Source organism: Streptomyces sp. NBC_01546 (assembly GCF_045208355.1).
Taxonomy (GTDB): domain Bacteria; phylum Actinomycetota; class Actinomycetes; order Streptomycetales; family Streptomycetaceae; genus Streptomyces.
Genome location: NZ_CP109379.1, coordinates 769156 through 792434, shown reverse-complemented (window position 1 = coordinate 792434; position 23279 = coordinate 769156). Strand labels below are relative to the sequence as shown.

The following is a 23279-nucleotide window of genomic DNA, read 5'->3' as shown; positions in this document are numbered from 1 at the left end:
CGCCCGCGGTGCGCCGCGCCCCCGGCCACCCCTTCCGCACCCTCCCCCTGACCTTCGAGGAACCCGTATGACCCTCACCGAACCGTCCGCATCCGCATCCGCACGGCAGGTACTGCCCGCCGAGGAGCGCTACGCCGCCGAACTCGCCTTCCTCGCCGCCCAGGACCCCGGCCCCCGCCCGCCCGGCTGGGCACTGACCCCGCGCGCCGTCGTCACCTTCGTCTGCGGCAGCGACGGAACCGAACTGGCCCTGCCCCAGGGCGGCGCCAAGCTCGTCATCGCCCCCAAGTTCGTCGGCGAACGCGCCCTCGTGGAGCGCTGCGTGGTCACCCTCGCCGGTGAGCGCGGCCTGCTGCTCACCGGCGAGCCCGGCACGGCCAAGTCGATGCTCAGTGAACTGCTGGCCGCCGCCGTCAGCGGCACCAGCTCCCTCACCGTCCAGGGCACGGCCGGTACGACCGAGGACGCCTTCCGCTACGGCTGGAACTACGCACTCCTGCTCGCCCAGGGCCCCACCCCGCAGGCCCTGGTCGACTCGCCGGTGCTCTCCGCCATGCGCACCGGGCGGGTGGTCCGCGTCGAGGAGATCACCCGCTGCCTGCCCGAGGTCCAGGACGCGCTGGTGTCGATCCTGTCCGACCGGCGGGTCACCGTGCCCGAACTGACCGCCACCGAGGACGCGGTGGTCTGCGCGGCCCCCGGCTTCACCGTCATCGCCACCGCCAACCTGCGCGACCGCGGCGTCTCCGAGATGTCCGCCGCCCTCAAGCGACGCTTCAACTTCGAGACCGTCGCCCCGATCGCCGACGCCGACGCCGAGGCCACCCTGATCCGCCGCCAGGCGGTCGCCGCCGTCCAGCGGGCCGGCGCCGCCTTCGGGGTCGACGACGCCGTGCTCGACGCGCTCGTCACCGTCTTCCGGGACCTGCGCTCGGGACGTTCCGCCGAGGGCTGGGACGTGGAGCGCCCCGGTACGGTCATGTCCACCGCCGAAGCCGTGCAGGTGGCGGCCTCGCTGGGGGTCTCGGCCGCTTACCTGCCGGGCGGGGACGTGCTGGACCTGCTGCCGGGGCACCTGCTGGGCGTCGTACGCAAGGACGACCCGGCCGACCACGGACGGCTGCTGGGGTACTGGGACGGCCCGGTCCGCCGCCGGGCCGAGGACGGCTCGGCGATGTGGCGCCGCCTCTGGGACCTGCGCGGGAGCCTGCGTTGACCCCGGCCGAGGCGCCCGCGGACCCGCGTACGGCTGACCCGCGTACGGCCGTCGAGGCGCTCGCCGCGTCCCGCGAGCCGTACCTGCTGGGCGTACGCCACCACAGCCCCGCGCTGGCCGCGCTGGTCCCCGCCCTGCTGGAGGCCTCGGGCGCGGACGTGGTCTGCGTCGAGCTCCCGGCGGAGTTCCAGCCGTGGCTGAAGCACCTCGCCGACCCGGAGACCGTCGCCCCCGTCGCGCTGGCGGGCACGGGCCAGGACGGCCGCCTGGCCTTCTATCCCTTCGCGGACTTCTCCCCGGAACTGGCCGCGATCCGCTGGGCCCGCCGGTCCGGTGCGGCCGTCGTCTGCTGCGACCTCCCCTTGTCCGACCGCGGCTGGACCCCGCCGGACCCGACCCCGCCCGCACCCGACGCGGGCGCGGGACCCGGCCGCACCTTCGGCGACGCGCTGACCGCCGCCGGGACGGGCCGGGACGGTGACGATCCGTGGGACCGCGTCGTCGAGGTCCTCGCACCCGGCTGTTCCCCGGAGGCCGTGCGCCGCGCCGCACTCGGCGTCGGGTGGGCGCTGCGTGCGGACACCACCACCGTCCCGGCGACGGACCTGGCGCGCGAGTCCCACATGCGCGGCGTGATCGCCGACGCGGCGGCCGCGGGCCACCGGGTGGCCGCCGTGATCGGCGCCTTCCACGCCCCGGCCCTGCTGGGCTCGGGCGCCGGGCCCGATCGCGGACACAGCGGCGTGCACAGCGGAGCGCACAGCGGCGACCCGGAGGCCGCGCAGGCGGACGGGCCCGTCACCTCCCTCGTGCCGTACTCCTTCGACCTCCTCGACTCCCGCTCCGGGTACCCGGCCGGAATCCGGGACCCCCTCTGGCAGCAGGCCGTCCTCAACGCCGCCGGCGACCCCGCGCGGCTGCGGGACGCGGCCTCCGTCGCCCTCACCGGCCTGTGCCGGGAGCTGCGCCGCGCCGGGCACACCGCAGGGACCGGCGAGGCCGCCGAGACCCTGCGGCTCGCCTGCGACCTGGCCGTCCTGCGCGGGCTCCCCGCGCCCGGCCGGGGAGAACTCCTGGAGGCCGTCACCACCGTCCTCGGGCAGGGCGAACCGCTCGGCCGCGGCCGGGCCCTCGCCCGCGCCCTCGAGGCGGTACTCGTCGGCACCGCGCGCGGACGGATCACCCCGCACGCCCCCCGCTCCGGCCTCGGCCCCTCCGTCGAGGCCGAGGTGACGGAGCTGCGGCTGCCCGGCCCCGACGACCCCGCCTCCCGCGAGGTCCGCCTCGACCCGCTGCGCTCCGCCCTCGACGGCCGCCGCGAGGTCCTCCTCCAGCGGCTCCTCGTCTGCGGAGCCTCCTACGGCGAGCCCCTGAGCGTCGCCACCACCGGCGACGGCACCGCCCTCGGCACCAAGTGGCGGCTGTCCTGGACGCCTTCGGTCCCGGCCCGCCTCGATCTCGCCGGGGTCCGCGGCGTCACCGCCGCCCAGGCCGCTGCCGGCACCCTCCGCGACACCGCCCGCCGCGCGGCCGCCGACGGCGGTCCGACCCCGGCGCAGATCCTCGCCGGGCTGGCCGCCGCCGCGCGGTGCGATCTGCCCGAGCTGGTCGACGTACGCCTCCACGAGGCGGCCACCGTCCTGCCGCAGACCGCGGCCCTGCCCGAACTCCTCGACGCCCTCGACCTCCTGGAGGCCCTCCACCGCGGCCATCTCCCCGGCACCGTAGCCGAGTCCCGCGCCACCGCCGCCGCGCTCACCGGCGACCTGCTCGAAGCGGCCGTCCGCTCCCTGCCCGGCCTCGCCGGCAGTGACGAACCCGCCGACGCGAGCGCGCTGGTGGCCCTCGCCGACCGCGCCGCCGCCCACCACCTCGGGCTGCGCACCGACGAGGCCCTCGCCGCCCTGGCCGACTCCGGCTCCCCGCTGATCCAGGGCGCGGCCCTGGCCGTACGGGTCCTCCTCGACCTCGATCCGGCCGCCCGGCTCGGCGACCGCGCCGCCGGCTGGATCGACGGCGCCACCACTCCCGACGGCCGCCGCGCCCTGACCCGCCGGCTCGGCGGGCTCCTCACCGCCGCGGGACCGCTCCTGCAGTCCTCCCCGGCCGCCCTCACCCCGCTCCTCGACCGCGTCGAGCACCTCACCGACCAGGACTTCCTCGACCGCCTCCCCGCCCTGCGCGGCGGCTTCGACACCCTTTCCCCCGCCGCCCGCGACCGGCTGCTGGACACCGTGGGCGAGCGGCTCGGCGACCGGATCGACCTCGCGCTCGACGCACCGCCCGGGCTGCTCGCCCTCTGGGCCGCGGCCGACGCCGCCGGACTCGCCGCGCTCAAGGAACTCCCGCTGCCCGAGGTGGCCGTACCGTCCCCGGCTTCGGCTCCGGCCCCGGTCGTGGTGGCGTCCGTGACGCCGGAGACCGCCGAGGCCCCGCGTCCGCCCGTACCGACCGGCCTGCGGCTCGCCCCCGTCGACCGCTGGCGGCTGCTGCTCGGCCGCGAGCGGGACCGGCTCCCCGCGGGCGCGCGCCGCTACGCCCACGCCCTCGACGAGCTGTACGGCGCCGGCCGCGGCGAAGGCTCCACCGACCTCGACGGCGGCCGGGGCGGACAGGGCGGACGGGGCGGCGGCCAGGAAGCCTCCTTCCCCACCGCCCGGGAGTGGTCGGAGGAACTGGAGGCGCTGTTCGGCGCCGACGTACGGGAAGAGGTGCTCGGCGGAGCGGCCGAAGCGGGCCGCACCGACGTGCTGGCCCAGCTCGACCCGGCGTCCGTACGGCCCTCCGTGGAACTGCTGAGCTCCGTCCTGTCCCTCGCCGGCGGCATGCCCGAAGCCCAACTCGCCCGGCTGCGGCCCCTGGTCAGGCGGCTGGTCGACGAACTCGCCAAGGAGCTGGCCACCCGGCTGCGCCCGGCCCTCTCCGGCCTCGCCACCCCGCGCCCCACCCGCCGCCCCGGCGGCAAGCTCGACCTGGCCCGCACCCTGCGCGCCAACCTCGCGCACACCCGGCGGCGGCCCGACGGCAGCGTGGTCGTGGTCCCGGAACGGCCCGTGTTCAGCACCCGGGCCAACCGCGAGACCGACTGGCGGCTGATCCTGGTCGTCGACGTGTCCGGTTCGATGGAGGCCTCCGTCATCTGGTCGGCGCTGACCGCGGCCGTGCTGGGCGGCGTACCGACCCTGTCCACCCACTTCCTCGCCTTCTCCACCCAGGTCGTGGACCTCACCGACCGGGTCGAGGACCCGCTCTCGCTCCTGCTGGAGGTCCGGGTCGGCGGCGGTACGCACATCGCCGCCGGACTCGCGCACGCCCGCTCGCTGGTGACCGTCCCGAGCCGCACCCTCGTCGTCGTGGTCAGCGACTTCGAGGAGGGCGCCCCGATCGGCGGGCTGCTCGGCGAGGTCCGCGCGCTGGCCGCCTCCGGCGCCCATCTGCTGGGCTGCGCCGCGCTCGACGACGCGGGCACCCCCCGGTACTCGGTCCCGGTCGCCCGGCAACTCGTCGCGGCCGGCATGCCGGTGGCCGCCCTCAGTCCGCTCGCCCTCGCCCGCTGGGTGGGCGACCGACTCCGTGGAGAACCCCGTTGACATCCTCACTGCCGCCCGTCGCCCCCGAGGTGCTCGCCGAAGCCGTCGAGCAGCTCAGCGCCCGGCTGCGCAAGAAGCTGGACGCCGCCACCGCGAGCTGCGGCGCCCTCGCCTCGAGCGGGGCGGACGGTGCCGTCGTCATCGGCTTCGGGGAGGACGCCGTCGTCACCCTGCGCCCCGGCCCGGGAGGGGCCGTCACCGAGGCCGGACAGGCGGTGTGCACGTGCCTGTTGGCGCCCCGCTGTCTCCACCGCGCCGCCGCCCTGGGAGCTGCCCCGCTCGCGGACGCGGACGCTTCTGCGCCCGTAGCGGCGCAACCGGCGACGCCCGGGCCCGCCGGGCCGGCCGGGCCGGCCGAGCCCGAAGTGACGCTCACGGACGCCCAGCTGCGGGCCGCGGCCGCGCTCTGGCGAGCCGCGGCCGAGGCCCTCGCCGCCGGGGTCACCGCCGGAGGAGCCGTGGTCCAGGCTGAGTTGCTGCGCGCCGCGCACACCGCCCGCCTCGCCGGGATGCCGCACGCCGAGGCGGCCGCGCTGCGCGTCGTACGCGGCCTGCGCGCCGCCCGCGGGCAGCAGGCCGGGCAGCGGCTCGGCGCACTCACCGCAGCCTTCCGCGAACTCCTGCGCACCGCCGCGCTGCTGGCCGCCGGACGCGCCGACCCCGCCCTGACCGGCACCGCCCGCCGCGCCTACGCGCCGGGCGGCAGCCTCCAGGTGTACGGCCTGTGCCGGGAGCCCGTGCTCTCCGCCACCGGCTACGGGGAGTGGTCACCCACCTGCTGGCCCCCGATGGTGCCGCGTACTCGCTGTCCGACGTGCGCCCCGGCGGCCTCGCCCGGGCCCGTGGCGCGGGGTCGGCCTCCGTCGCCCTGGGCGGCGCCGTCCTCGACCACGCCGGGCTGGCCCGCGGCGGCCTGCGCATCGTCGGCGCGACCGTGTCCCCGGAAGGCCGGCTCGGCGCCGGAAGCGGCGACCGGGCGACCCCGCTGCGCGGCATCGCCTGGACCGAGGAGCCCGCGGCGGCGCTCTTCGCCCGGCCCGCGGCCGAGGCGGTCGCCGACCGGCCCGCGGACCAGGAGGGCGCCGAACCCGCGCTGCTCGGCTGCGAAGTCGCCGTCGCCGGCGCGGCGGGGAACACCTCCTGGTCCGCGAGCTGCGGCCGGGCGCGCCCCTGCTGCGGCTGCGGCCCGCGCACCCCCACCCGGAGCTCGCGCACACCGCGAACCTGCGCCGCCTCGGCTCGTACCCCGGTCTGCTGCTGCGCGTCCTGGGCCGCCCCGACCTGGACCGGGCCGCCACCCTGCGCCCCTCGCCGTCGGCCCGGTGCCCGGCGCGGAGTACACGCTGCGGCTGCCCGAGGAGTGGCTGGGCCGCGCGGACCTCGGCTACGACCGCCTGCAGGGCATCCACTTCCCGCCGCAGGCCGCCGACCCCGCTCCCGAGCCGGCCCCCACCGGCCCGGACCCGCTGGCGGACTCCCCGCTGTGGCGCGTACGCCGCCTCCTGGAGACCGGGGTCGCGGGGGCCGCCGCGCCGTGGCCGAGGCGGGGCGGGGAGCCGAACCCCTCGCCGCCTACGGTCCCCTGCGCCGGGCCGGGCTCACGGGAGCGGCGGACCTGGCCGCCGCCCTCACCGCCGAGGCCGACCGCCGCCCGCGCGACACCTTCGGCCGCCTGGCCGACCCTTCCCCCGAGGCCTACGCCCACGCCTGGCTGTCCGCGGCCACCCACCTGGCAGCAGCGGAACGCTCCCTGATCTCCGCCTCCTGGACCACCACTCCGGACGCCTGATCGGCGCGCAGCCAGTCGTGCAGCACGACGAGGTCCGCCGAGGTGAGGCCCCGGCCCGGATCCACGCGGTGAAGCAGGGCCCGGCCGGGGTGGTGGGCGGCCACCCAGGCCCGATCGGCGTCCGTGATCTCGTCGTCCACCCAGACGAAGGGGCGCCCGGCGGCGTGGCCGAGGAGCGTCGGGGTCTTCCAGTGGATCCCGCCTCGCCCGTCCTCGGCCGAGGGCTCGGGCCAGTCCACCACGGGCAGCTCCGGCAGCCCGAGCCGGGGCGCGACGCACTCGTTCGCCTCTGCCATCCAGGTCGTGGCCCACACCAGCTCGCACGGCAGGGCCGCCAGCCCGGGCCCGAGAGAGGGGTCGATCCGGGCGAGGAGGGGATTGGCCGCGTCTCCCTCCGGATACGGGCCCGCCCCAAACGGGATAAGGGGTCCGTCGACATCCAGGAAGAGCAGCGGGAGCGCCGTGGATTCGGTCATGACGGCACGGTAGTCCCCGACCGGTGGAACCACGGCCGGGGTCTGGCCCTCTTGAGGTCCGAGGGGGATGACCATGACAACGAAGACGACCGGCCGGGTGCTGGTGGCGGGGCTGCTGTGTGCCGTGCTCGCGGCGTGTGGGACCAAGGGGGCGGGCCAGGCCGCGGGGCCGGCCCCCGTACCCAGCCTCACGCCGAAGTGCGCGCTCGACGTGCCGACGGAGGAGCAGACCGGCGGCTACGCCGGCCCGCCGACAGACCAGGAGACGGGTGGCTACGCGGGTCCGCCGACCGATGAGGAGACGGGCGGCTATGCCGGGCCGCCGACCGATCAGGAGACCGGGTCATACGCGGGCCCGCCGACCGATCAGGAGACCGGTGGGTACGCCGGGCCGCCCACCGATCAGGAGACCGGTGGGTACGCCGGGCCGCCGACCGATGGGGAGATGGGCAACGGCGGCGGTCCCTGCGGGCCGGCCGACTGGTTCGACATGACACGGGACTTCAACGCCTACTTCGCCAAGCACCGCACTCGCGCGGACCACTTCATGGCCGCCGACGCGATCAAGGAAGTGCGCGTCCGCAAGGTGCGCGAGGTCGGCGAGGCGAAGATCAGCTTCGTGACCGACAGCCCGGGCAAGGGCCGCGGGGACGATGCCCGCCGCCTGGCCGCGGTGTTCGCCGCGTGGCGACACGAGCTCTACGGGGACAACGGCACGGTGCAGGTCCGCACCGACGGCGACAGCGTGGTCGTCACCGAGAACTGGTGACCCGGGGCCACTGCGTGTCCCACAGCGCGCAGTGGTGTTCGGCCCGCGCATCGACCGTACGGATCCCGTCCGGCCCCGGAGCCAGCGAGAGCACCGGGGCGGCCGGCGGGCGGTGGCGCGGCCACTCCGGAGCGCCCGCCGTCCCCGGGACGCCGGTGCGGGCGAAGCGCGCCCAGTAGCCGGTCATCCGGTCCGCCAGCTCCTGCTGAGCGGCCGGCAGTGGCGCCATCTCGAACAGGTAGGGCAGTTCGAAGCCGTGCGAAGCGCCGTACGGCAGCCCCGGTACCTCCGGCAGCCCGGTGAAGTTGGGCGCCGCGCGGTCGGAGAACCGGTAGCCGTACGTCGGCACGTGCCGGGCCAGCGCACCGCCGTCCCGCAGCGTCGGGCAGGTGAAGGAGGCGTCGGACAGCAGGGTCGCCCAGGCCATCGCCGGCGTCGGGTAGTCCGAGACCGGATAGCGCGCCTCGACGGCGCGGGCCGTCGAAGCCCCGAACGACCGTTCCAGCCGGGCCCGGTAGGCGGCCCCGTCGGCGATCGGGTACTCCGCCAGGGTCTGCGCGAGGAAGATCCGCATCTCGTCCTGCGTGGTGCCCTGCATCACCGGCACCCGGTGGAACCGTCCAGTCTCCAGCGCCAGTCGGGGCTCCACGGGCAGGAGGGCGCCACCGTACGAGACCCTGGAGAAGATCTGCATGAGCTCCGGGGTGGCCAGCTCGCGGGCGTCCAGCCGGCGCAGGCAGTCCAGCACGCCGGTGGATCCCTCGCAGCCGAGCCGGGCCGCCGCCAGGACTCCGTCCGCCACCGTGCCCCGCTCGGGCACGAAGGGCTCGTACGTACCGAGCGTGGGCAGCAGCGACCACGGCGGCACCTTCGTCGAGCACGATCCGCTCTGCACGATCGCCCGGTGGAAGAGGCCCGCCGAGGCCGGGGAGGTGAGGTGCGCGCAGACGCTGAGGGCGCCCGCCGACTCGCCGAACACCGTGACGTTGCGCGGGTCGCCGCCGAACCCGGCGGCGTTCGCCCGCACCCAGCGCAGCGCCGCCTGCTGGTCGGCGAGGGTGAAGTCGGGGGCCCCGCCGAGCTCCGGATGGCCGAAGAGGCCGAAGACGCCCAGCCGGTAGTTGACGGTCACGACCACGGCGTCGCCCCGGACGGCGAGCCGTTCGGGCCGGTACAGGTCACCCGCGCCGTTGACGAAGCCCCCGCCGTGGAACCAGACCATGACGGGCCGCCGCGAGCCCCGGCCGCCGCCCGAGGGCGCGGTGACGTTCACGTACAGGCAGTCCTCGGAACCACTCGGCCCGCCGGGCCCGATCGGCGGCAGCTGCACACAGCGGGAGCCCGGGGCGCGGGCGTCGCGCACCCCGGCCCACCGGGGCGCCGGCTCCGGAAGCCGCCAGCGCAGTGCGCCGGTCGGGGGAGCTGCGTACGGGATGCCGTCGAAGGTGCGGTAGGCCCCGTGGCTCACGCCGCGGACCGGCCCCCGGTCGGTGTCCACGACGGGCCGCTCCGGGCCGCCGGGCGCCGCGGCCGCCAGCAGCAGGACGACCGGCAGCGTCAGCGGCAGTACGCACCGGCGCCAGAACCTCCGCAGATCGGGCATGTGTCACGCCTTCCCCATGGCCGTGGCGGCGCGCCCGGCGCCCCGTCCCCGTTTGCCCGCCCCGAATGGCGCAGTGGGCGGATCTGGCAGTAAATGTAACAAAGCGTGCGCTTCCCATGACGCACGATGACCGGCTCGCGATGTGTAGACCCGCGTGTCGGCGAACGGAGCTTTCCATGAATGACCCCATAACCCTCGCGGCGACGGACCGAGAAGACCGCCACGGGATCCCCGACACCACACCTCCGGGCGCTCCGGGCACCCAGCCCGTACGCACCCTGCTGGACACGGCGGCCACCTGCCGCCCGCTGGAGGAGGTCACCGCCCTGGTGAGCCTCCTCAAGGACACCGGCCAGCTGCCCAACCCCGGACACGAGGCGCTGCGCACGGCCGCCGTGACCCGTCCCGTGCACGAAGTGCGGGAGATGGTCGCCCTCCTGGGCGAGCCCCCGCACGAGGTGGACGCGGCGGACATCACGCTGCGCGCCGCCGCCGTCGGACGGTCCATCGAGGACGTGGCCCTGCTGGTGACCATCCTCGGCACCGAGTCCGAGGAGGCCAGGGAGGCCGGCGTGCGGGCCCAACCGCCGGGGCAGCCCGAGCCCGCGGAGGAGCCGTACGAGGAAGAGCCGTACGAGCCCCCGTACCAGGAGCTGTACGACGCCCCGTACGCGAAGCCGCGCGGGCACACCGAACGCCACCCCCACCCCCACCCCGGCCCCCAGCCCGCCCCCGAACCGGCCCGCTCCGGCCCGCCGGTCCTGCGGCACGTCCTGCGCTGGCCGGTGGCGTTCGCCCTGCTGGTCAGCGGCGCACTGCACCTGCCCGAGGACATGGCGGCCCTGCCGTCGGCGGCCCCCGTCGGCTTCCTGCCGCTCCTCGTCACCGTGCTGTGCGTCGGCTTCGGGGCGCTGCTCGCCCTCCGGGACACCACGATGGTGTGGCGGGCCGGAGCGGCCACGGCCGTCGGCGTCGTCGCCCTGCACGTGTTCGGCGGCGCCGTGGCCTTCGACCCCCTGGCCGGGGCGGTCGGCGGGTCCCTCGCCTGGGCGGGCGCCGTCGCGGTGCTCAGCGCGGCGGCCGGCGCCGTCCTCGCGGGCCTGGCGCTGAGGAACCGCCGGGAGAGCTCGGCCTGATCCTGCGGTGAGACGAGCGGCACCCCGTGCGCATCCTGCACGGGGTGCCGCTTCACGCCAGGAGGTCCACGCCAGGAGGTCCACGCCAGGAGGTTCACGCCAGGAGGTTCACGGCCCGGGTGAACACGCGCGGGAGCCGGGCCGCCAGCGGGACGATCCGCCGGGCGAGCGGCGGCCGGTGGCGCGCCCAGAGCAGGGACTCGGTGAGCGTGCGGTAGCTGCGCGACAGTTCCCGCCAGGCCTGCTCGTAGGCCTGCGGCCGCCCCGCCCGTACGCAGCGCACCAGTTCGCCCGCCGCCGTCACGGCCAGGGTGAGGCCCTCGCCGGTCAGCGCGTCCACGTACCCCGCCGCGTCCCCGACGAACAGCACGCGCCCCGCCACCCGTACGCGGGACCCTTGGCGCAGCGGACCGGCGCCGCGCACCGGCGCTGCGGGGGACGCGGGCAGCCGCGCCGCCAGCAGCGGGAAGCGCGCGAGCTGTACGTCGAACGGGGCCTGCTCCGAGGTCAGTACGGCCACGCCGATCCGGTCGGGCCCGAGCGGGGTGACGTACGCCTCGCAGTGCGCCGACCAGTGGACCTCGACGAGGTCGCTCCACGGTTCGACGGCGTAATGGCGGCGCAGGCCGTAGCGTGCCGGGCGGCCGGGCGTGGGCGGCGCGGACAGGCCGAGCGCGCGCCGGACGGGGGAGTGCAGGCCGTCCGCGGCGACCAGGTAACGGGCCGTGAGTCCCGCCGCGTTGACGGCGTCGCCGTCCTGGCTGACCCCTTCGACGCGCTGCCGGACCACCCGTACGCCCAGCCGCGCGGCCCGCTCGGCCAGCGCGGCCTGGAGTTCGGTGCGCCGGGTGCCGAGGCCGGGACCGGCGCGGAACAGTCCCTCCGCGTGCCGCCCGCTCACGCCGTCGACGTAGCGGATGCCGTGGAACGGCTGCCCGGCCACGGGAACGCCCAGTTCCCGCAGGCGGCGTACCGCCCCCGGCATCAGGCCCTCGCCGCAGGCCTTGTCGATGGGGGTGGGGCGCGGCTCCACGACCACGACCTCGAGACCCGCCAGCGCGCCGTGGATGGCCGTCGCCAGGCCCGCCGGGCCGCCGCCCGCGATCAGCAGGTCGATCACGAGGAGGAACCGGCCGTCGGTACGGAGGCGGGGGCGCGCAGCCGTCCGCCGTCCGTCAGCGCGGCGTCCTCGCAGCCGATCCGTACGCGCAGGAGCAGCAGGTTGAGCGCGGTGAAGCACAGAGCGGTCAGCCAGGCGGTGTGCACCATCGGCAGTGCGAACCCTTCCAGGACCACCGCCACGTAGTTGGGGTGGCGCATCCACCGGTAAGGCCCGGCCGCGACCAGCGGCAGTCCCGGTACCACCAGGACCCGGGTGTTCCAGCGCGGTCCGAGGGTCGCGATGCACCACCAGCGCAGGACTTGCGCCGCGAGGGCCAGGGCGAGGGCCGTCCAGCCGAGCGCGGGCAGGAACGGACGGCCGGCGGCCCAGGGTTCCACCACGCAGCCCACGAGCAGGGCGGTGTGCAGGGCGACCATGGCGGGGTAGTGGCCGCGGCCGTACTCGCGGCCGCCCCGGGCCAGGCTCCACGCCCTGTGGCGGCGGGCCGTGGCCAGTTCGGCGAGCCGCTCGGCCGCCACCAGGCCGATGAGCAGCAGGTACCAGGTCATGGACGGAGTGAGGGCCATGGAGTCACCAGCCAGGGTGTCGGGGGGGTTCAGCGGAGTCGGAGGAGTCGGAGGAGCCGCGAGCCGGTGGTCACCAGCGGAGCAGGACGAGTTCGGAGGCGAAGCCCGGCCCGAAGGCCAGCATCAGCCCGACCGATCCGGGCGGCGGCGGCCCCGCGCTCTGGATGCCGCCCAGGATGTGCAGGACGGAGGCCGAGGAGAGGTTGCCGACGGCCGCCAGCGACCGGTGGCTCGCCGCGAAGGCCGACTCGGGCAGCGCCAGCGCCTCGCCCAGCGCGTCGAGGATCTTCGGGCCGCCCGGATGACAGATCCAGGCGTCGACCTCCGAGGGCTTGAGGTCGTGCGCGGCGAGGAAGGTCTCCACCTCCTCGGCCACGTGCAGCCTGACCAGGTCCGGGAGTTCGCGGCCGAGGACCATGCGCAGGCCCCAGTGGCCGATGTCCCAGCCGAGCAGGTGCTCGGTGCCCGGGTAGAGGCGGCTGCGCGCGGCCACCACCGAGGGCCCGCCGCCGGTGGCGTACAGGGGGTGGTCGCGGCCCACCGCGACGAGCGCGCCCGCTCCGTCGCCGAAGAGGGCCCCGGCCACCAGGTTCGCCATCGAGGTGTCGGTGGACTGCAGGGTGAGCGAACAGAGCTCGGTGGACAGCAGCAGGGCCGCGTGGCCGGGCCGGCCCGTGAGGTGGTCGTGGAGATGGCCGACACCGGCGGCGCCCGCCGCGCAGCCGAGGCCGAAGAGCGGCATCCGCCGCACATCGGGACGCAGCCCGGCGCCGGTGGCGAGCCGGGCCTCCAGCGAGGGCGTCGCGAGCCCGGTCACCGTGGTCGACATGACGAGGTCGATCTGCGCCGCAGCCAGACCGGCGTCGGCGAGGGCGAGTTCGAGGGCCCGGCCGCCGAGCTCGAGGGCCGCCTCCAGGAACAGGGCGTTCGTCGTGCCGAAGTCGTTCCACGGCCCGTACCGATCCAGCGGGAGCGCGAGATGACGGCTGTCCACGCGCACCGAGGCGTGGACCCGTCGCAGCAGGGCGGTGTCGGCGCCCGACGGAAGGAAGCGGGCGAGTGCGGCCGTGATCTCGGCCTGCGGATGGCGATGGGGCGGGAGCACGCTGCTGACTGCCAGGACACGCGTCATTCGTTCACCATAGGAAACAACTGACACATCGTTATGAATCAGGCGAACCGGGCGCGGCGCGGCATAGCGTGTCGCCGTGCCCGCGCGAACCGCAGAATCCGGATGGCCGCCCCAGCCCGCTGCCGCTGCCGTGTCCACCACCACGGCCGTACGCCGGGGCCGCGGAGCTGCGGCCGCAGGGCTGCTGGCGGCCTGCCACCCGCTGCCGGCGGCGGCCGTCACCCTCTTCGCCGCGGCGCTCGCGACCGCCGCGGGGCGCGGTCTCGCTGGAGGTGCCACCGCGGTGGGCGCGGTCGCCGCCGGACAGCTCTCGGTCGGCTGGTGCAACGACCGGGCCGACCTGCGGCGCGACCTGGCCGTGGGGCGGCGGGACAAACCCCTGGTGGCGGGTGCGGTGCGGCCGGCCGCAGTGACCCTCGCGGCGGCCCTGGCGCTGCTGGTCTGCGTCCCGCTCTCGCTGGCCGGCGGGCTGCTCGCCGGGACCGTGCACCTCGTCGGTGTGGTGGCCGCCTGGGGGTACAACCTGTGGCTGAAGGGCACGGCCGCCTCCTGGCTGCCGTACGCCCTGGCCTTCGGCCTGCTGCCCGCCTTCGTCACCCTCGGCCTGCCCGGCGCGCCGTGGCCGCCGCCGTGGCTCACGGCGGCCGCGGCCCTGCTGGGCGCCGGCGCGCACTTCGCCAACGTGCTGCCGGACATCGCCGGCGACCTGGCCACCGGGGTCGTGGGCCTGCCCCAGCGGCTCGGCGCCCGGTACTCGGCCGCGCTGGCCGCGGTCCTGGTGCTCGGCTCGGCGGCCGCCCTGGTGGTGGGGCCGCCGGGGCCGGTGACGGCGTACGGCTGGGGCCTGCTGGCGGGGACGGCGGTCACGCTGCTGCTCGCGACCCGCCGCCCCGCCGGACGGCTCCCCTTCCTGGCCGTACTGGCCGTCGCCGGAGCCGATGTCCTGCTGCTGGTGGTCCAGCTCAGGCCTGCCTAGTACGGGTCCATTCCAGGAGCCGCTCCGCCGGCCAGGTGTTGATCACGCGTTCGGCCGGGACCGCGCACTCCACGGCCCGTTCGCAGCCGAGGATCTGCCAGTCCAGCTGGCCCGGGGCGTGCGCGTCGGTGTCGATCGCGAAGAAGGTCCCGGCCGCCACGGCCAGGCGCAGCAGCTGCCGGGGCGGGTCCAGCCGCTCGGGCCGGCTGTTGATCTCCACGGCGGTGCCGGACTGCGCGCAGGCCGCGAAGACGGCCTCGGCGTCGAACTGCGACGCCGGCCGGGTCCGGCCGGTCACCAGCCGCCCCGTGCAGTGGCCCAGTACGTCCATCAAAGGGTTGCGGACGGCCGCCACCATGCGCCGGGTCATGGCGGGAGCGTCCATCCGCAGCTTCGAATGGACGGAACCGACGACGACGTCGAGCTGTTCGAGGAGTTCCGGTTCCTGGTCCAGCGAACCGTCGTCGAGGATGTCGCACTCGATGCCGGTCAGCAGCCTGAACGGCGCCCAGGTCTCGTTGAGCTCCGCCACCGCCCGCAGCTGTTCCCGCAGCCGCTCGGGGGAGAGTCCGCGGGCGACCGTGAGCCGCGGCGAGTGGTCGGTGAGCACGGCGTACTCGTGCCCCAGCGAGGCCGCGGCCCGGGCCATCGCCTCGATCGGGCTGCCTCCGTCGGACCAGTCCGAGTGCACGTGGCAGTCCCCGCGCAGCGCCGCCCGCAGGGCGGTGGCGGCCGGCGTGGCCGGCGGGCCCCCGGGGAGCGCGGCGACCTCGTCCTCCAGCTTCTGCAGGTAGGCCGGCACCGTCCCGCCGAGCGCCTCCCGTACCACCTGGGCGGTCTTGGGCCCGATGCCCTTGACGGCTTCCAGGGAACCGGCCGCCGCGCGTTCGGCCGTCTCGCGCTCACCCATGTGCCGGACGGCGGCCGAGGCCGTACGGAAGGCCCGTACCCGGTACGTGGGTTCCTGGGCCCGCTCCAGCAGGAAGGCGATCCGGTCCAGCGCCGCCACCGGGTCCATCGGCGTACCTCCTGCCTCCCGGACCCAGTGTCCGGCGAGGTGCGCGCTTACGCCTCCTGCGGGACGGCGGCGTCGAGCGCGGCGGTGAGGCGGTTCAGACGGGTCTGGAGCTCGAGGATCTCGGCCAGCTCGAAGCCGGTCGCGGCCGCGATCCGCCGCGGGACCTCCGCCGCGCGGGCGCGCAGCGCGGCCCCCTCCTCGGTGAGGTGTGCGTGCACGGACCGTTCGTCCTCGGTGCTGCGCTCCCGGCGGACCAGGCCCGCCGCCTCCAGCCGCTTGAGCAGCGGGGACAGCGTCCCGGAGTCCAGGCGCAGGTGCTGCCCGATCTCCTTGACCGGCAGCTCGCCGTGCTCCCAGAGCACCAGCATCACCAGGTACTGCGGGTAGGTCAGACCCAGGTCCTTGAGGACGACGCGGTAGAGACCGCCGAAGGCACGGCTCGCCGCGTTCAGCGCGAAGCAGATCTGGCCGTCCAGGCGCAGGAAGTCCTGATCGGGGTGGAGTGCGGTCGGCTTCTCGGTCATGGGTGCCAGTGTACCCGGGGAGGCTTGAGAGGCATTGAATTGTGCACAACTCAATTGCGTGCTCTAATGGTGGAGCGCGGTCGACCACCGGCCGCCACCCACCACCCAACGGGTCACCCCTGCGAGAGGAACTCCGATGGACGCGCTGTACACCGCTGTCGCCACCGCCAACGGCCGCGAAGGCCGCACTGTCAGCTCCGACGGCCAGCTCGACCTCGCCCTGGCCATGCCCCCGGCGCTCGGCGGCAACGGACAGGGCACCAACCCCGAGCAGCTCTTCGCGGCCGGATACGCGGCGTGCTTCGCCAGCGCCCTCGGCCTGGTCGGCCGCCAGGCCAAGGTCGACACCAGCGAGGTGTCGGTCACGGCCGAGGTCTCCATCGGCAAGGACGGCGCCGGCTTCGGCCTGGCCGCGGTCCTGCGCGTCGAGCTCCCCGAGTCCCTGGCGGGCGAGACGGGCACCCTGCTGGTCAAGCAGGCGCACGAGGTCTGCCCGTACTCCCGTGCCACGCGCGGCAACATCGACGTGGACCTCGTGATCGAGTAATCGATCGAGCATCGAGCGAAGATGCCGGACGCCCGGCGGGCGGCGACCATGGAGGGGCACCGCCCCGCACGGGGGCCGCACGCCGGGAGGCGCCAGTGGCGCACACCTACGCAACGGACGTCCTGGTCGCGGGCGCCGGGCCCGTCGGGCTGACCGCCGCCGTGGAGCTCCGCAGACGCGGAATCTCCTGCCGGATCGTCGACCGGCTGCCCGCCCGGCTCCCGTTCGCCAAGGCGGTGGGCATCCAGCCGCGCACGCTGGAGCTCTGGGACCGCATGGGGCTGGTCCGCGCCGTCATGGAAGCGGCCGTCCCGATGCGCGGACAGCTGGCGTACGTCAACGGCGTCGAGCAGCTCCGCATCGACTTCAGGCTGCCGCCCGAGGTCCCGTACGGTTTCGCCGGCCTGCCGCAGTACGAGACCGAGCGCATCCTCGACGAGTTCCTCGCCCGCTTCGGGACCGCGGTCGAACGCGGCACCGAGCTGGTGTCGTTCGCGCAGGACGCCAACGGGGTGACCAGCCGGCTGCTCACCCCTTCCGGCGCGCAGGAAGAGGTACGGACCCGGTTCCTGGTGGGCTGCGACGGCGCGCACAGCATCGTCCGCAAGGGGCTCGGGCTCAGCTACGAGGGCGGCGCCTTCCCCGAGGAGTACATGCTCGCCGACGTGCAGGTCGACTGGGACCTGCCGCACGAGTACGCCGTCCGCTCGATGCACCTGGGCGCCGACGGCACGGTCGACGACCTGCTGGTGTGCATCCCGCTGCCCGGCCGGGGCCGGTACCGGGTGTCGATGAGGGTTCCGCCCGAACTCTCCGCCGCACAGCAGGCCGACGCCGTCTCCGACGGCGTCGCCCACGGCCTGCAGAGCGGCCGGGCCCCTGGACTCCCCGACGTCCAGACCGTCCTGGACCGGCTGGCGCCGCGACCGGCCACCGCCTCCGGCATCCGCTGGGCCTCGGTGTTCCGCATCAGCCACCGGATCGTCGACCGGTACGCCGACGGCCGGGTCTTCGTCGCCGGAGACGCGGCACACATCCACCCGCCGACCGGCGCCCAGGGCATGAACACCGGTATCCAGGACGCCTGGAACCTGGCCTGGAAACTCGCCCTCGCGGTCGAGGGCCGCGCCCACCCCGGCCTGCTCGAGAGCTACGACACCGAACGCCGTCCCGTCGGCGAGGAGGTCGTCGGCCGCACCGTGCGGCACGCCGCCGCGGGCGTCCAGGCCGACCCGGACGACCCCGAGACCGTGATGCTGCGCGAGGCCCAACTGCTCGTCGCCTACCGGGGCAGCCCGATCGTGGACGCGCCCGGCGAGGGCCCGGGACCCCGGCCGGGCGACCGGGCACCGGACTGCGGCGGCCTCACCGGGCAGATCGCCGCCTACCCGCTCCGCCTCTACGACCTGCTGCGCGACCGCGGACACGTCCTGCTCGTCTACGGAAGCGGGCCGTGGACCGACGAACTCGCGCGGACGGCCCGGGAGTCCTCCGCCGGCCGGATGGAGGCCTGCGTGATCGTCGCCCCCGACGCCCCGGCCGACACCACCGATACGGCCGAGCTCCCGGCCTACCGCGACACCGGCGGCGAGTTCGCCCGTCTCTACGCGGTGGACCGGCCGACGGCCCTCGTGATCCGCCCGGACGGCTACCTCGCCGCCCGCCTCACCCCACCGGACCCCGGTCAACTGGCCGCCCACCTCAAGGCCACCTTCGCCCCGGGCCCTCAGGAGTAGTCCGCGCGCGGCCGCCTGGCGCCGGCGCTTGCCCAGCTCGAACAAGCGGCCGCACGGCGGTTTCCCGACAGGCCGAAGACCCGGGCCGGCGGCCCGTTTTGGATTGCCGGACGATCCTCAATACGATCCGGCGATGATCACAAGAAAACGGCTTGCGGCCCGGGCGTGCGGCCTGCTCGCCGCCCTGGCCGTCGGGCTCTTCCCGGCGAGCGCCACCGCCGCCGACGGCCCGACGGCGAAGGAACCCCCGAAGGTCGATCTCGTCCTGGACGTCAGCGGCTCGATGCGGGCGAACGACATCGACGGCCAGTCCCGGATGGCCGCCGCGAAGCAGGCCTTCAACGAGGTCATCGACGCGGTCCCCGACGAAGTGCGGCTCGGCATACGCACCCTGGGGGCCACCTACCCCGGTGAGGACAAGGCGCTCGGCTGCAAGGACACCAAGCAGCTGTACCCGGTCGGGCCGCTGAACCGGACCGAGGCGAAGACCGCCGTCGCGACCCTCGCCCCCACCGGCTGGACCCCGATCGGCCCCGCCCTCCTCGGCGCGGCCCAGGACCTGGACGGCGGCAACGCCACCAAGCGGATCGTGCTCATCACCGACGGCGAGGACACCTGCGCCCCGCTCGACCCGTGCGAAGTGGCCCGCGACATCGCAGCCAAGGGCATCCACCTCGTCATCGACACCCTCGGCCTGGTCCCGGACGCCAAGACCCGCGCCCAGCTCACCTGCATCGCCGAGGCCACCGGCGGCACGTACACCTCGGTGCAGCACACCGCCGAACTCTCCGGCAGGGTCAAACAGCTGGTCGACCGGGCCGCCGACCCCGTGGTCAACCCGGTGGCCACCGAGGGCGCGAAGCAGTGCGAAGGCGCCCCCCAGCTGAAGCCCGGCCTCTACAGCGACCGCGAGACCTTCGGCGAGCACCGCTGGTACCGGGTCGACGTACGCCCCGGCCAGGAGCTGCGCGCCTCGGTGAGCATCGCCGCCGACCGCGCCGTCAACAACGACTACGGCCTCCTGCTGCGCGCCACCACCGTGCACGGCCGCGAGATCGTACGGGGCTCGGAGGCGGGTGACGGCCGTACGGACGTCCTCTCGACCGGCCTGCGCTACCCGAAGGCCGAGATCGACGGCGAGGACGAGGCCGCGAACGAGGCGGCGGAGACCGTCTGCGTCCAGGTGAGCAACTCCTTCTCCGCCCCGGCCTCCGTCAAGACCACCCCCGGCATGCCCGTCGAGCTGACCATCGAGCTGGTGGACGGACCCGACGACGCGTCCGACGCCGCCGCCTTCGGCCTCGGCCGGGGCTGGTGGCTGCTGGCCGCCCTGGCCCTCATCGGGCTGGCCGCCGGTGTGGTGTGGGGATGGATCTCGCGCTGGCGCATCTCCGTCTGGAGGACCAACTGATGCGTACCGTACGCACCCTGACCGCCGCCCTGCTGGCCGGAGCCGCCGCCCTCACGGTGGCGGGGACGGCCTCTGCCGACACCTCCGCGGCGAGCCCCAGCCCCAGCTCCAGCCCGAACTCCGCCAAGGACGAGGCCGCCCCGACCGAGGCGGGCACCAGCTTCCGTACCGCCGCGGCGTTCCGCCCGGGGCAGCAGGCCACGGCCGGCGCGTCCACCGGCGACTACCTCTACTGGGCCCTCCCCGTCGACGCGCAGCAGCGCCTGAGCGTGAAGGCCACGGTCACGCTGCCCGAGGCCAAGGGCCGGCACGGCGCCTCGACCTGGCAGCTCGACGTGTACGACGGACTGCGCCGCCACCAGGCGTGCACCTACGGCACGCAGACCCGGGCCGCGGCCCGGGAGGCGGCCTCGGTGGAGCTGTCATGCACCCTGCGCACGGTCCGCGCCGGAGCCGAGCAGTGGGCCAACGACCCGCTGCCGGGCAGCTACTACGTGCGCCTGACCGTCGTCGACGTGCCGGAGGAGGACCTCGGTCTGCCGGTCCGTGCGGCCGTAGAGGCCTCGGTGAAGGAGGCGGGCGGCTCCTACGCCGTGGACGGCGCCCTCTCCACGCCGCTGGTTCCCGCCACCGTGACCGGGTCGCTGCGCGAGCCCGAGGACGGCTGGTCCGGCGGATGGTGGTCGGACCGCTGGATCTGGACCGCGGCCGGCGGGGTACTGGCCGCCCTCGCGGGCATCCTCGGCTACTCCCTGACGCGCGGCCCGGGCCGCCCGTCCCAGGTGCCGCCCCGCGCCTGACCACGGCGGTGGTACGGCGTCATCACGCAGGCGGCCGCGGCCCCGGGGACACCCCGGGGCCGCGGCCGTCCCCGTATTCCGTCCCCGTATTCCGGCGACCGAACGATTTCACCCCGGTTTGTGCGTATGCCCAGCCGTCGCCCGGGCAGGGGCGGAGCATGAGCCTCCAACATCCCGCGAAGAAGAGGACCGGCGGGGGGACCGGCCGCTTCGAGAAGCTGGCCGAGCTGGCCTCCAACTTCACGAGCTCGGCTCTCTTCTCCATGCTGTGCGTGCTCCTCGTGGCGGGATTCGTGGCCGTCCACCTGGCCCATCTGCCGATGGAATGGCAACACCTCGCGGGTGACGCGATGGCCGCGGTCTCGCTCCTCCTGCTGGCCTTGCTGAAGAACTCCGAGCGCCGGGCCGAGCACGCCATCCAGCGCAAGCTCGACGCCATCGCCGGCGCCCTCCTGGACCAGAAGTCGGATGAGGCGGACGGGACCCGCGAGGAGTTGGAGAACGCGATCCGGATGGAGGAGCGCCAGTAGCGCCGGCAGCGCCCCCGGGGGACGGGTCAGAGGGCCCCGGGGGACAGCCGCAGTTCGGGCCGGAGGCCTCAGCCGAGGCGGGTGAGCCTGGTACCGAACGAGGGCTCGGCCAGCTCGCCCTGGAGCACCACCGGCACGCTCTTGGCCCCTTCGCCCTCGCCCACCGTCAGTACGGCGACCTCGGAGCCGGCCTTGGCGGTGTGCGGCACCGGCGAGGCGCCGACCGCGAGGGTGAGCTTCAGCTGCTGGCCCGGTACGCCGATCACGTTGAGGTCCTTGGCGGCCACGAGCGGCGTACGGCCGCCGAGCCCGTCGTCGACATAGCCGACGGTGTCGCCCTTGCGGACGACCGGGGACGACGCGAGTGCCGCACGTACCGCCTCGATGATCTTCTTGCTGTTCGTCTTCACCAGGGCCAGGCTGTTTATGGCGTCCGGGTCCGGGCCGTCCACGCGCTGGTCCATCAACGTACCCAGGATCAGCGGGGTCTCGTCGCCGACCGACTTGTACGCCGCCCACATGAGGGCCCCGCCGGCGGGGGTGCTGGAGCCGGTCTTGATGCCCCGGATGCTCAGGCCCTGGGCGGTGGTGAGCAGGTCGTTGTTGTTGGTGATCTGCTGGGGCAGCCCCTTGATCGTGGCGCTGGGCAGGGCCACGATCGCGCGGAACGTCTCGTCCTTCATGACGGCCTCGGCGAGCTTCAGTTGGTCGGTGGCGGTGCTGACGGTGCCCGCGTCCAGGCCGCTGGGGTCGGTGTAGGTGGTGGCCGTCATGCCGAGTTCCCTGGCGGCGGCGTTCATCTTCTCGACGAAGGCCGTCTCGGAGTCGGTGCCGGTGTCCCAGCGGGCCAGCAGGCGGGCGACGTTGTTGCCCGAGGGGATCATCAGCATCTTGAGCATGTCCTGCTGGCTGTACTTCGTCCCGGCGGTGAGCCCTTCGATCCGGGATTCGTGCTCGGCCGTACCGTCCGCCACGGTCTTCGCGTCGACCTCGATCGAGGGACCGGCCTCGGTCTTCTTCAGCGGGTGGTTCTTGAGGATGACGTAGGCGGTCATCACCTTGGCGACGCTGGCGGTCGGGACGGGCTTCTGCTCGCCGAAGGCGCCGATGTCGCCCAGGCCCGGGACGCGGACGGCGCCCTGGCCCTTGGCGGGCCAGGGGATGGAGAACTGCCCGTCGACGGTGTGGCCGGTCCCGGCCGCGACGAGTGTCGGGGCGGGCAGGGGGCGCAGCAGCTGGGCGCCGGTGAACCCGCCGGCGAGGAGCAGCAGGATCGGGGTCCAGATCTTGACACGGCGCAGGGCGGTGCGGCGCGGGGTCTCCGGCGGGGGAGCGGTGTTGGTCAGCTCGGCCAACAGCTCGAGCGGGGCGGCAGCCGGGGGCGGGGTGATCGCCACGGGGGGCGCGGGGGCGGGTGCCGGTGCCGGTGCCGGTGCCGGTGCCGGTGCGGGGGTGTCCAGCGGCTTGAGCGCGACGAACTGGCTCGTCCGCTCGGCGTCGCCCTCGGCCCCCCGCGCCCACGAGGGCACCCGTCGGGGCGTGTCGGCTCCGCCGGGGGCCTCGGGCTTGGGCTCGGGCTCGGCTTCGGGCGTGTCGTCGCCCTCCGGCTCCGCGGGCTCGACTGCGTCCTCGACCTCAGGCTCAGCCTCAGCCTCGACCTCGACCGGGTCCTCGGCCTCGGTGTCGGCCTCAGCCTCGGTGTCAGCCTCGACTTCGGTGCCGGCTTCGGACTCAGGCTCGGCCACGGTGTCGGCCTCAGCCTCGGTGTCAGCCTCGACTTCGGTGCCGGCCTCGGCCTCAGGCTCGGCCTCGGTGTCGGCCTCGGACTCGGTGTCAGCCACGTATTCGGCTGCGGCCTCGACCTCAGGCTCGACCTCAGGCTCGACCTCGACCTCAGGCTCGACTTCGGTGTCAGGCTCGGCTTCGGTGTCAGGCTCGGCTTCGGCCTCAGGCTCGGCTTCGGCCTCGGAATCGGATTCGGCCTCGGTGTCAGCCTCGGACTCGGCCTCAGCTTCGACCTCGGCGTCAGCCTCGGAGTCGGACTCGACCTCGGCCTCAGGCTCGGTCGAGGCGGCGGGTGCATCGGACTCCGCCGCCGCGGCCTCGGCCGGATCGGCGGGTGTCGCCTCGGGGGCCTCCGTCGGGTCCGGGTCCGGCAGGACCGGGTCGGGTCCCGATGCCGGGGCCTTCGTCTCCTCGGCCTCCGGATTGTCCGAGGAACCGCCCGCCACCGTTGTCGCCTTCATCCCAGCCCCGCCTTGCCCTCGTACCCGGCTGCCGCCGGTCTTGCCAACACGTCCGGCGCGGCCCTCCGCGGAGCCGCGCCGGTCTCCTAGA

At 75.2% G+C, this 23279-nt stretch carries 19 protein-coding genes and 1 pseudogene; 11 read left to right on the top strand and 9 right to left on the bottom strand.

Going from position 1 to position 23279, the window contains the following annotated elements; genetic code table 11:
- Window positions 1-67: 67 nt before the first annotated feature.
- Together OHA89_RS04045 and OHA89_RS04040 are read left to right on the top strand one after the other, a co-directional pair.
- Window positions 68-1216 (top strand): AAA family ATPase, encoded by a 1149-nt coding sequence (locus OHA89_RS04045; RefSeq protein ID WP_406365264.1) that lies wholly within the window; start codon window positions 68-70, stop codon window positions 1214-1216.
- Window positions 1213-4806, top strand: a complete 3594-nt coding sequence (locus tag OHA89_RS04040; protein ID WP_406365262.1) for a vWA domain-containing protein — start codon at window positions 1213-1215, stop codon at window positions 4804-4806. The genes OHA89_RS04045 and OHA89_RS04040 overlap by 4 nt, the downstream gene beginning before the upstream one ends.
- A 5-nt stretch (window positions 4807-4811) precedes the next feature.
- Here OHA89_RS04040 and OHA89_RS04035 read toward each other — a convergent pair whose 3' ends face one another.
- The gene (locus OHA89_RS04035; RefSeq protein WP_406365260.1) at window positions 4812-5297 is read right to left on the bottom strand and encodes a hypothetical protein; all 486 of its coding nucleotides are present in this window, start codon (window positions 5295-5297) and stop codon (window positions 4812-4814) included.
- Window positions 5298-5530: 233 nt separating this feature from the next.
- On the opposite strand from OHA89_RS04035, the gene OHA89_RS04030 reads away from it, so the two are divergent.
- Complete coding sequence (locus OHA89_RS04030) at window positions 5531-6595, top strand: hypothetical protein (protein WP_406365258.1); 1065 nt, start codon at window positions 5531-5533, stop codon at window positions 6593-6595.
- Window positions 6596-6600: 5 nt separating this feature from the next.
- Here OHA89_RS04030 and OHA89_RS04025 read toward each other — a convergent pair.
- Window positions 6601-7071 (bottom strand): annotated as a pseudogene (locus OHA89_RS04025) (HAD domain-containing protein); the annotation flags it as partial.
- 73 nt (window positions 7072-7144) lie between these two features.
- Between OHA89_RS04025 and OHA89_RS04020 the strand changes: the two are divergent.
- Window positions 7145-7840: a hypothetical protein gene (locus tag OHA89_RS04020; protein WP_406365256.1), complete on the top strand. Its 696-nt coding sequence runs from the start codon at window positions 7145-7147 to the stop codon at window positions 7838-7840.
- Here OHA89_RS04020 and OHA89_RS04015 read toward each other — a convergent pair.
- The gene (locus OHA89_RS04015) at window positions 7824-9443 is read right to left on the bottom strand and encodes a carboxylesterase/lipase family protein (protein WP_266612897.1); all 1620 of its coding nucleotides are present in this window, start codon (window positions 9441-9443) and stop codon (window positions 7824-7826) included. The two genes, OHA89_RS04020 and OHA89_RS04015, sit on opposite strands and share 17 nt — an antisense overlap.
- A gap of 176 nt (window positions 9444-9619) precedes the next feature.
- On the opposite strand from OHA89_RS04015, the gene OHA89_RS04010 reads away from it, so the two are divergent.
- Window positions 9620-10579, top strand: coding sequence for a hypothetical protein (locus OHA89_RS04010; protein ID WP_266612895.1), 960 nt, complete (start codon window positions 9620-9622; stop codon window positions 10577-10579).
- A 94-nt stretch (window positions 10580-10673) separates the two neighbouring features.
- Here OHA89_RS04010 and OHA89_RS04005 read toward each other — a convergent pair whose 3' ends face one another.
- The 3 genes from OHA89_RS04005 to OHA89_RS03995 form a co-directional block, all read right to left on the bottom strand.
- A complete protein-coding gene (locus OHA89_RS04005) occupies window positions 10674-11699 on the bottom strand; it encodes an NAD(P)/FAD-dependent oxidoreductase (RefSeq protein WP_266612894.1) in 1026 nt (341 codons plus the stop codon).
- Complete coding sequence (locus tag OHA89_RS04000) at window positions 11696-12250, bottom strand: isoprenylcysteine carboxyl methyltransferase family protein (RefSeq protein WP_266615265.1); 555 nt, start codon at window positions 12248-12250, stop codon at window positions 11696-11698. The genes OHA89_RS04005 and OHA89_RS04000 overlap by 4 nt, the downstream gene beginning before the upstream one ends.
- 88 nt (window positions 12251-12338) lie before the next feature.
- Complete coding sequence (locus OHA89_RS03995) at window positions 12339-13400, bottom strand: type III polyketide synthase (RefSeq protein ID WP_266612892.1); 1062 nt, start codon at window positions 13398-13400, stop codon at window positions 12339-12341.
- Between the two features lie 76 nt (window positions 13401-13476).
- On the opposite strand from OHA89_RS03995, the gene OHA89_RS03990 reads away from it, so the two are divergent.
- Window positions 13477-14376: a UbiA family prenyltransferase gene (locus OHA89_RS03990; protein WP_406365253.1), complete on the top strand. Its 900-nt coding sequence runs from the start codon at window positions 13477-13479 to the stop codon at window positions 14374-14376.
- Here the strand turns inward: OHA89_RS03990 and OHA89_RS03985 are convergent.
- A complete protein-coding gene (locus OHA89_RS03985) occupies window positions 14363-15394 on the bottom strand; it encodes a PHP domain-containing protein (RefSeq protein ID WP_406365251.1) in 1032 nt (343 codons plus the stop codon). The two genes, OHA89_RS03990 and OHA89_RS03985, sit on opposite strands and share 14 nt — an antisense overlap.
- A gap of 47 nt (window positions 15395-15441) precedes the next feature.
- Window positions 15442-15918 (bottom strand): MarR family winged helix-turn-helix transcriptional regulator, encoded by a 477-nt coding sequence (locus OHA89_RS03980; RefSeq protein WP_257552805.1) that lies wholly within the window; start codon window positions 15916-15918, stop codon window positions 15442-15444.
- A 136-nt stretch (window positions 15919-16054) separates the two neighbouring features.
- Here OHA89_RS03980 and OHA89_RS03975 point away from each other — a divergent pair, with 136 nt between their 5' ends.
- From OHA89_RS03975 to OHA89_RS03955, 5 genes are all read left to right on the top strand, one after another.
- Entirely contained in the window at window positions 16055-16465 is a 411-nt protein-coding gene (locus OHA89_RS03975) for an organic hydroperoxide resistance protein (RefSeq protein ID WP_215140516.1), read from the top strand.
- A 95-nt stretch (window positions 16466-16560) separates the two neighbouring features.
- Window positions 16561-18201 carry an FAD-dependent monooxygenase gene (locus tag OHA89_RS03970; RefSeq protein WP_266612886.1) on the top strand — a complete coding sequence of 547 codons (1641 nt, stop codon included), beginning with the start codon at window positions 16561-16563 and terminating at the stop codon, window positions 18199-18201.
- Between the two features lie 133 nt (window positions 18202-18334).
- The gene (locus OHA89_RS03965) at window positions 18335-19612 is read left to right on the top strand and encodes a VWA domain-containing protein (protein ID WP_215140514.1); all 1278 of its coding nucleotides are present in this window, start codon (window positions 18335-18337) and stop codon (window positions 19610-19612) included.
- Window positions 19612-20412 carry a hypothetical protein gene (locus tag OHA89_RS03960; RefSeq protein ID WP_257552802.1) on the top strand — a complete coding sequence of 267 codons (801 nt, stop codon included), beginning with the start codon at window positions 19612-19614 and terminating at the stop codon, window positions 20410-20412. Before OHA89_RS03965 ends, OHA89_RS03960 begins: the two co-directional genes overlap by 1 nt.
- Window positions 20413-20570: 158 nt before the next feature.
- The gene (locus OHA89_RS03955; RefSeq protein ID WP_266612881.1) at window positions 20571-20942 is read left to right on the top strand and encodes a hypothetical protein; all 372 of its coding nucleotides are present in this window, start codon (window positions 20571-20573) and stop codon (window positions 20940-20942) included.
- A 68-nt stretch (window positions 20943-21010) separates the two neighbouring features.
- Here OHA89_RS03955 and OHA89_RS03950 read toward each other — a convergent pair whose 3' ends face one another.
- Window positions 21011-23188 carry a serine hydrolase gene (locus tag OHA89_RS03950; RefSeq protein ID WP_406365247.1) on the bottom strand — a complete coding sequence of 726 codons (2178 nt, stop codon included), beginning with the start codon at window positions 23186-23188 and terminating at the stop codon, window positions 21011-21013.
- Window positions 23189-23279: the final 91 nt, after the last annotated feature.

Coding starts and splice junctions, on each gene's coding strand:
- OHA89_RS04045 (WP_406365264.1), top strand. CDS start 68: ATGACCCTCACCGAACCGTCCGCATCCGCATCCGCACGGCAGGTACTG.
- OHA89_RS04020 (WP_406365256.1), top strand. CDS start 7,145: ATGACAACGAAGACGACCGGCCGGGTGCTGGTGGCGGGGCTGCTGTGT.
- OHA89_RS04015 (WP_266612897.1), bottom strand. CDS start 9,443: ATGCCCGATCTGCGGAGGTTCTGGCGCCGGTGCGTACTGCCGCTGACG.
- OHA89_RS04010 (WP_266612895.1), top strand. CDS start 9,620: ATGAATGACCCCATAACCCTCGCGGCGACGGACCGAGAAGACCGCCAC.
- OHA89_RS04000 (WP_266615265.1), bottom strand. CDS start 12,250: ATGACCTGGTACCTGCTGCTCATCGGCCTGGTGGCGGCCGAGCGGCTC.
- OHA89_RS03995 (WP_266612892.1), bottom strand. CDS start 13,400: ATGACGCGTGTCCTGGCAGTCAGCAGCGTGCTCCCGCCCCATCGCCAT.
- OHA89_RS03985 (WP_406365251.1), bottom strand. CDS start 15,394: ATGGACCCGGTGGCGGCGCTGGACCGGATCGCCTTCCTGCTGGAGCGG.
- OHA89_RS03980 (WP_257552805.1), bottom strand. CDS start 15,918: ATGACCGAGAAGCCGACCGCACTCCACCCCGATCAGGACTTCCTGCGC.
- OHA89_RS03975 (WP_215140516.1), top strand. CDS start 16,055: ATGGACGCGCTGTACACCGCTGTCGCCACCGCCAACGGCCGCGAAGGC.
- OHA89_RS03965 (WP_215140514.1), top strand. CDS start 18,335: ATGATCACAAGAAAACGGCTTGCGGCCCGGGCGTGCGGCCTGCTCGCC.
- OHA89_RS03960 (WP_257552802.1), top strand. CDS start 19,612: ATGCGTACCGTACGCACCCTGACCGCCGCCCTGCTGGCCGGAGCCGCC.
- OHA89_RS03955 (WP_266612881.1), top strand. CDS start 20,571: ATGAGCCTCCAACATCCCGCGAAGAAGAGGACCGGCGGGGGGACCGGC.
- OHA89_RS03950 (WP_406365247.1), bottom strand. CDS start 23,188: ATGAAGGCGACAACGGTGGCGGGCGGTTCCTCGGACAATCCGGAGGCC.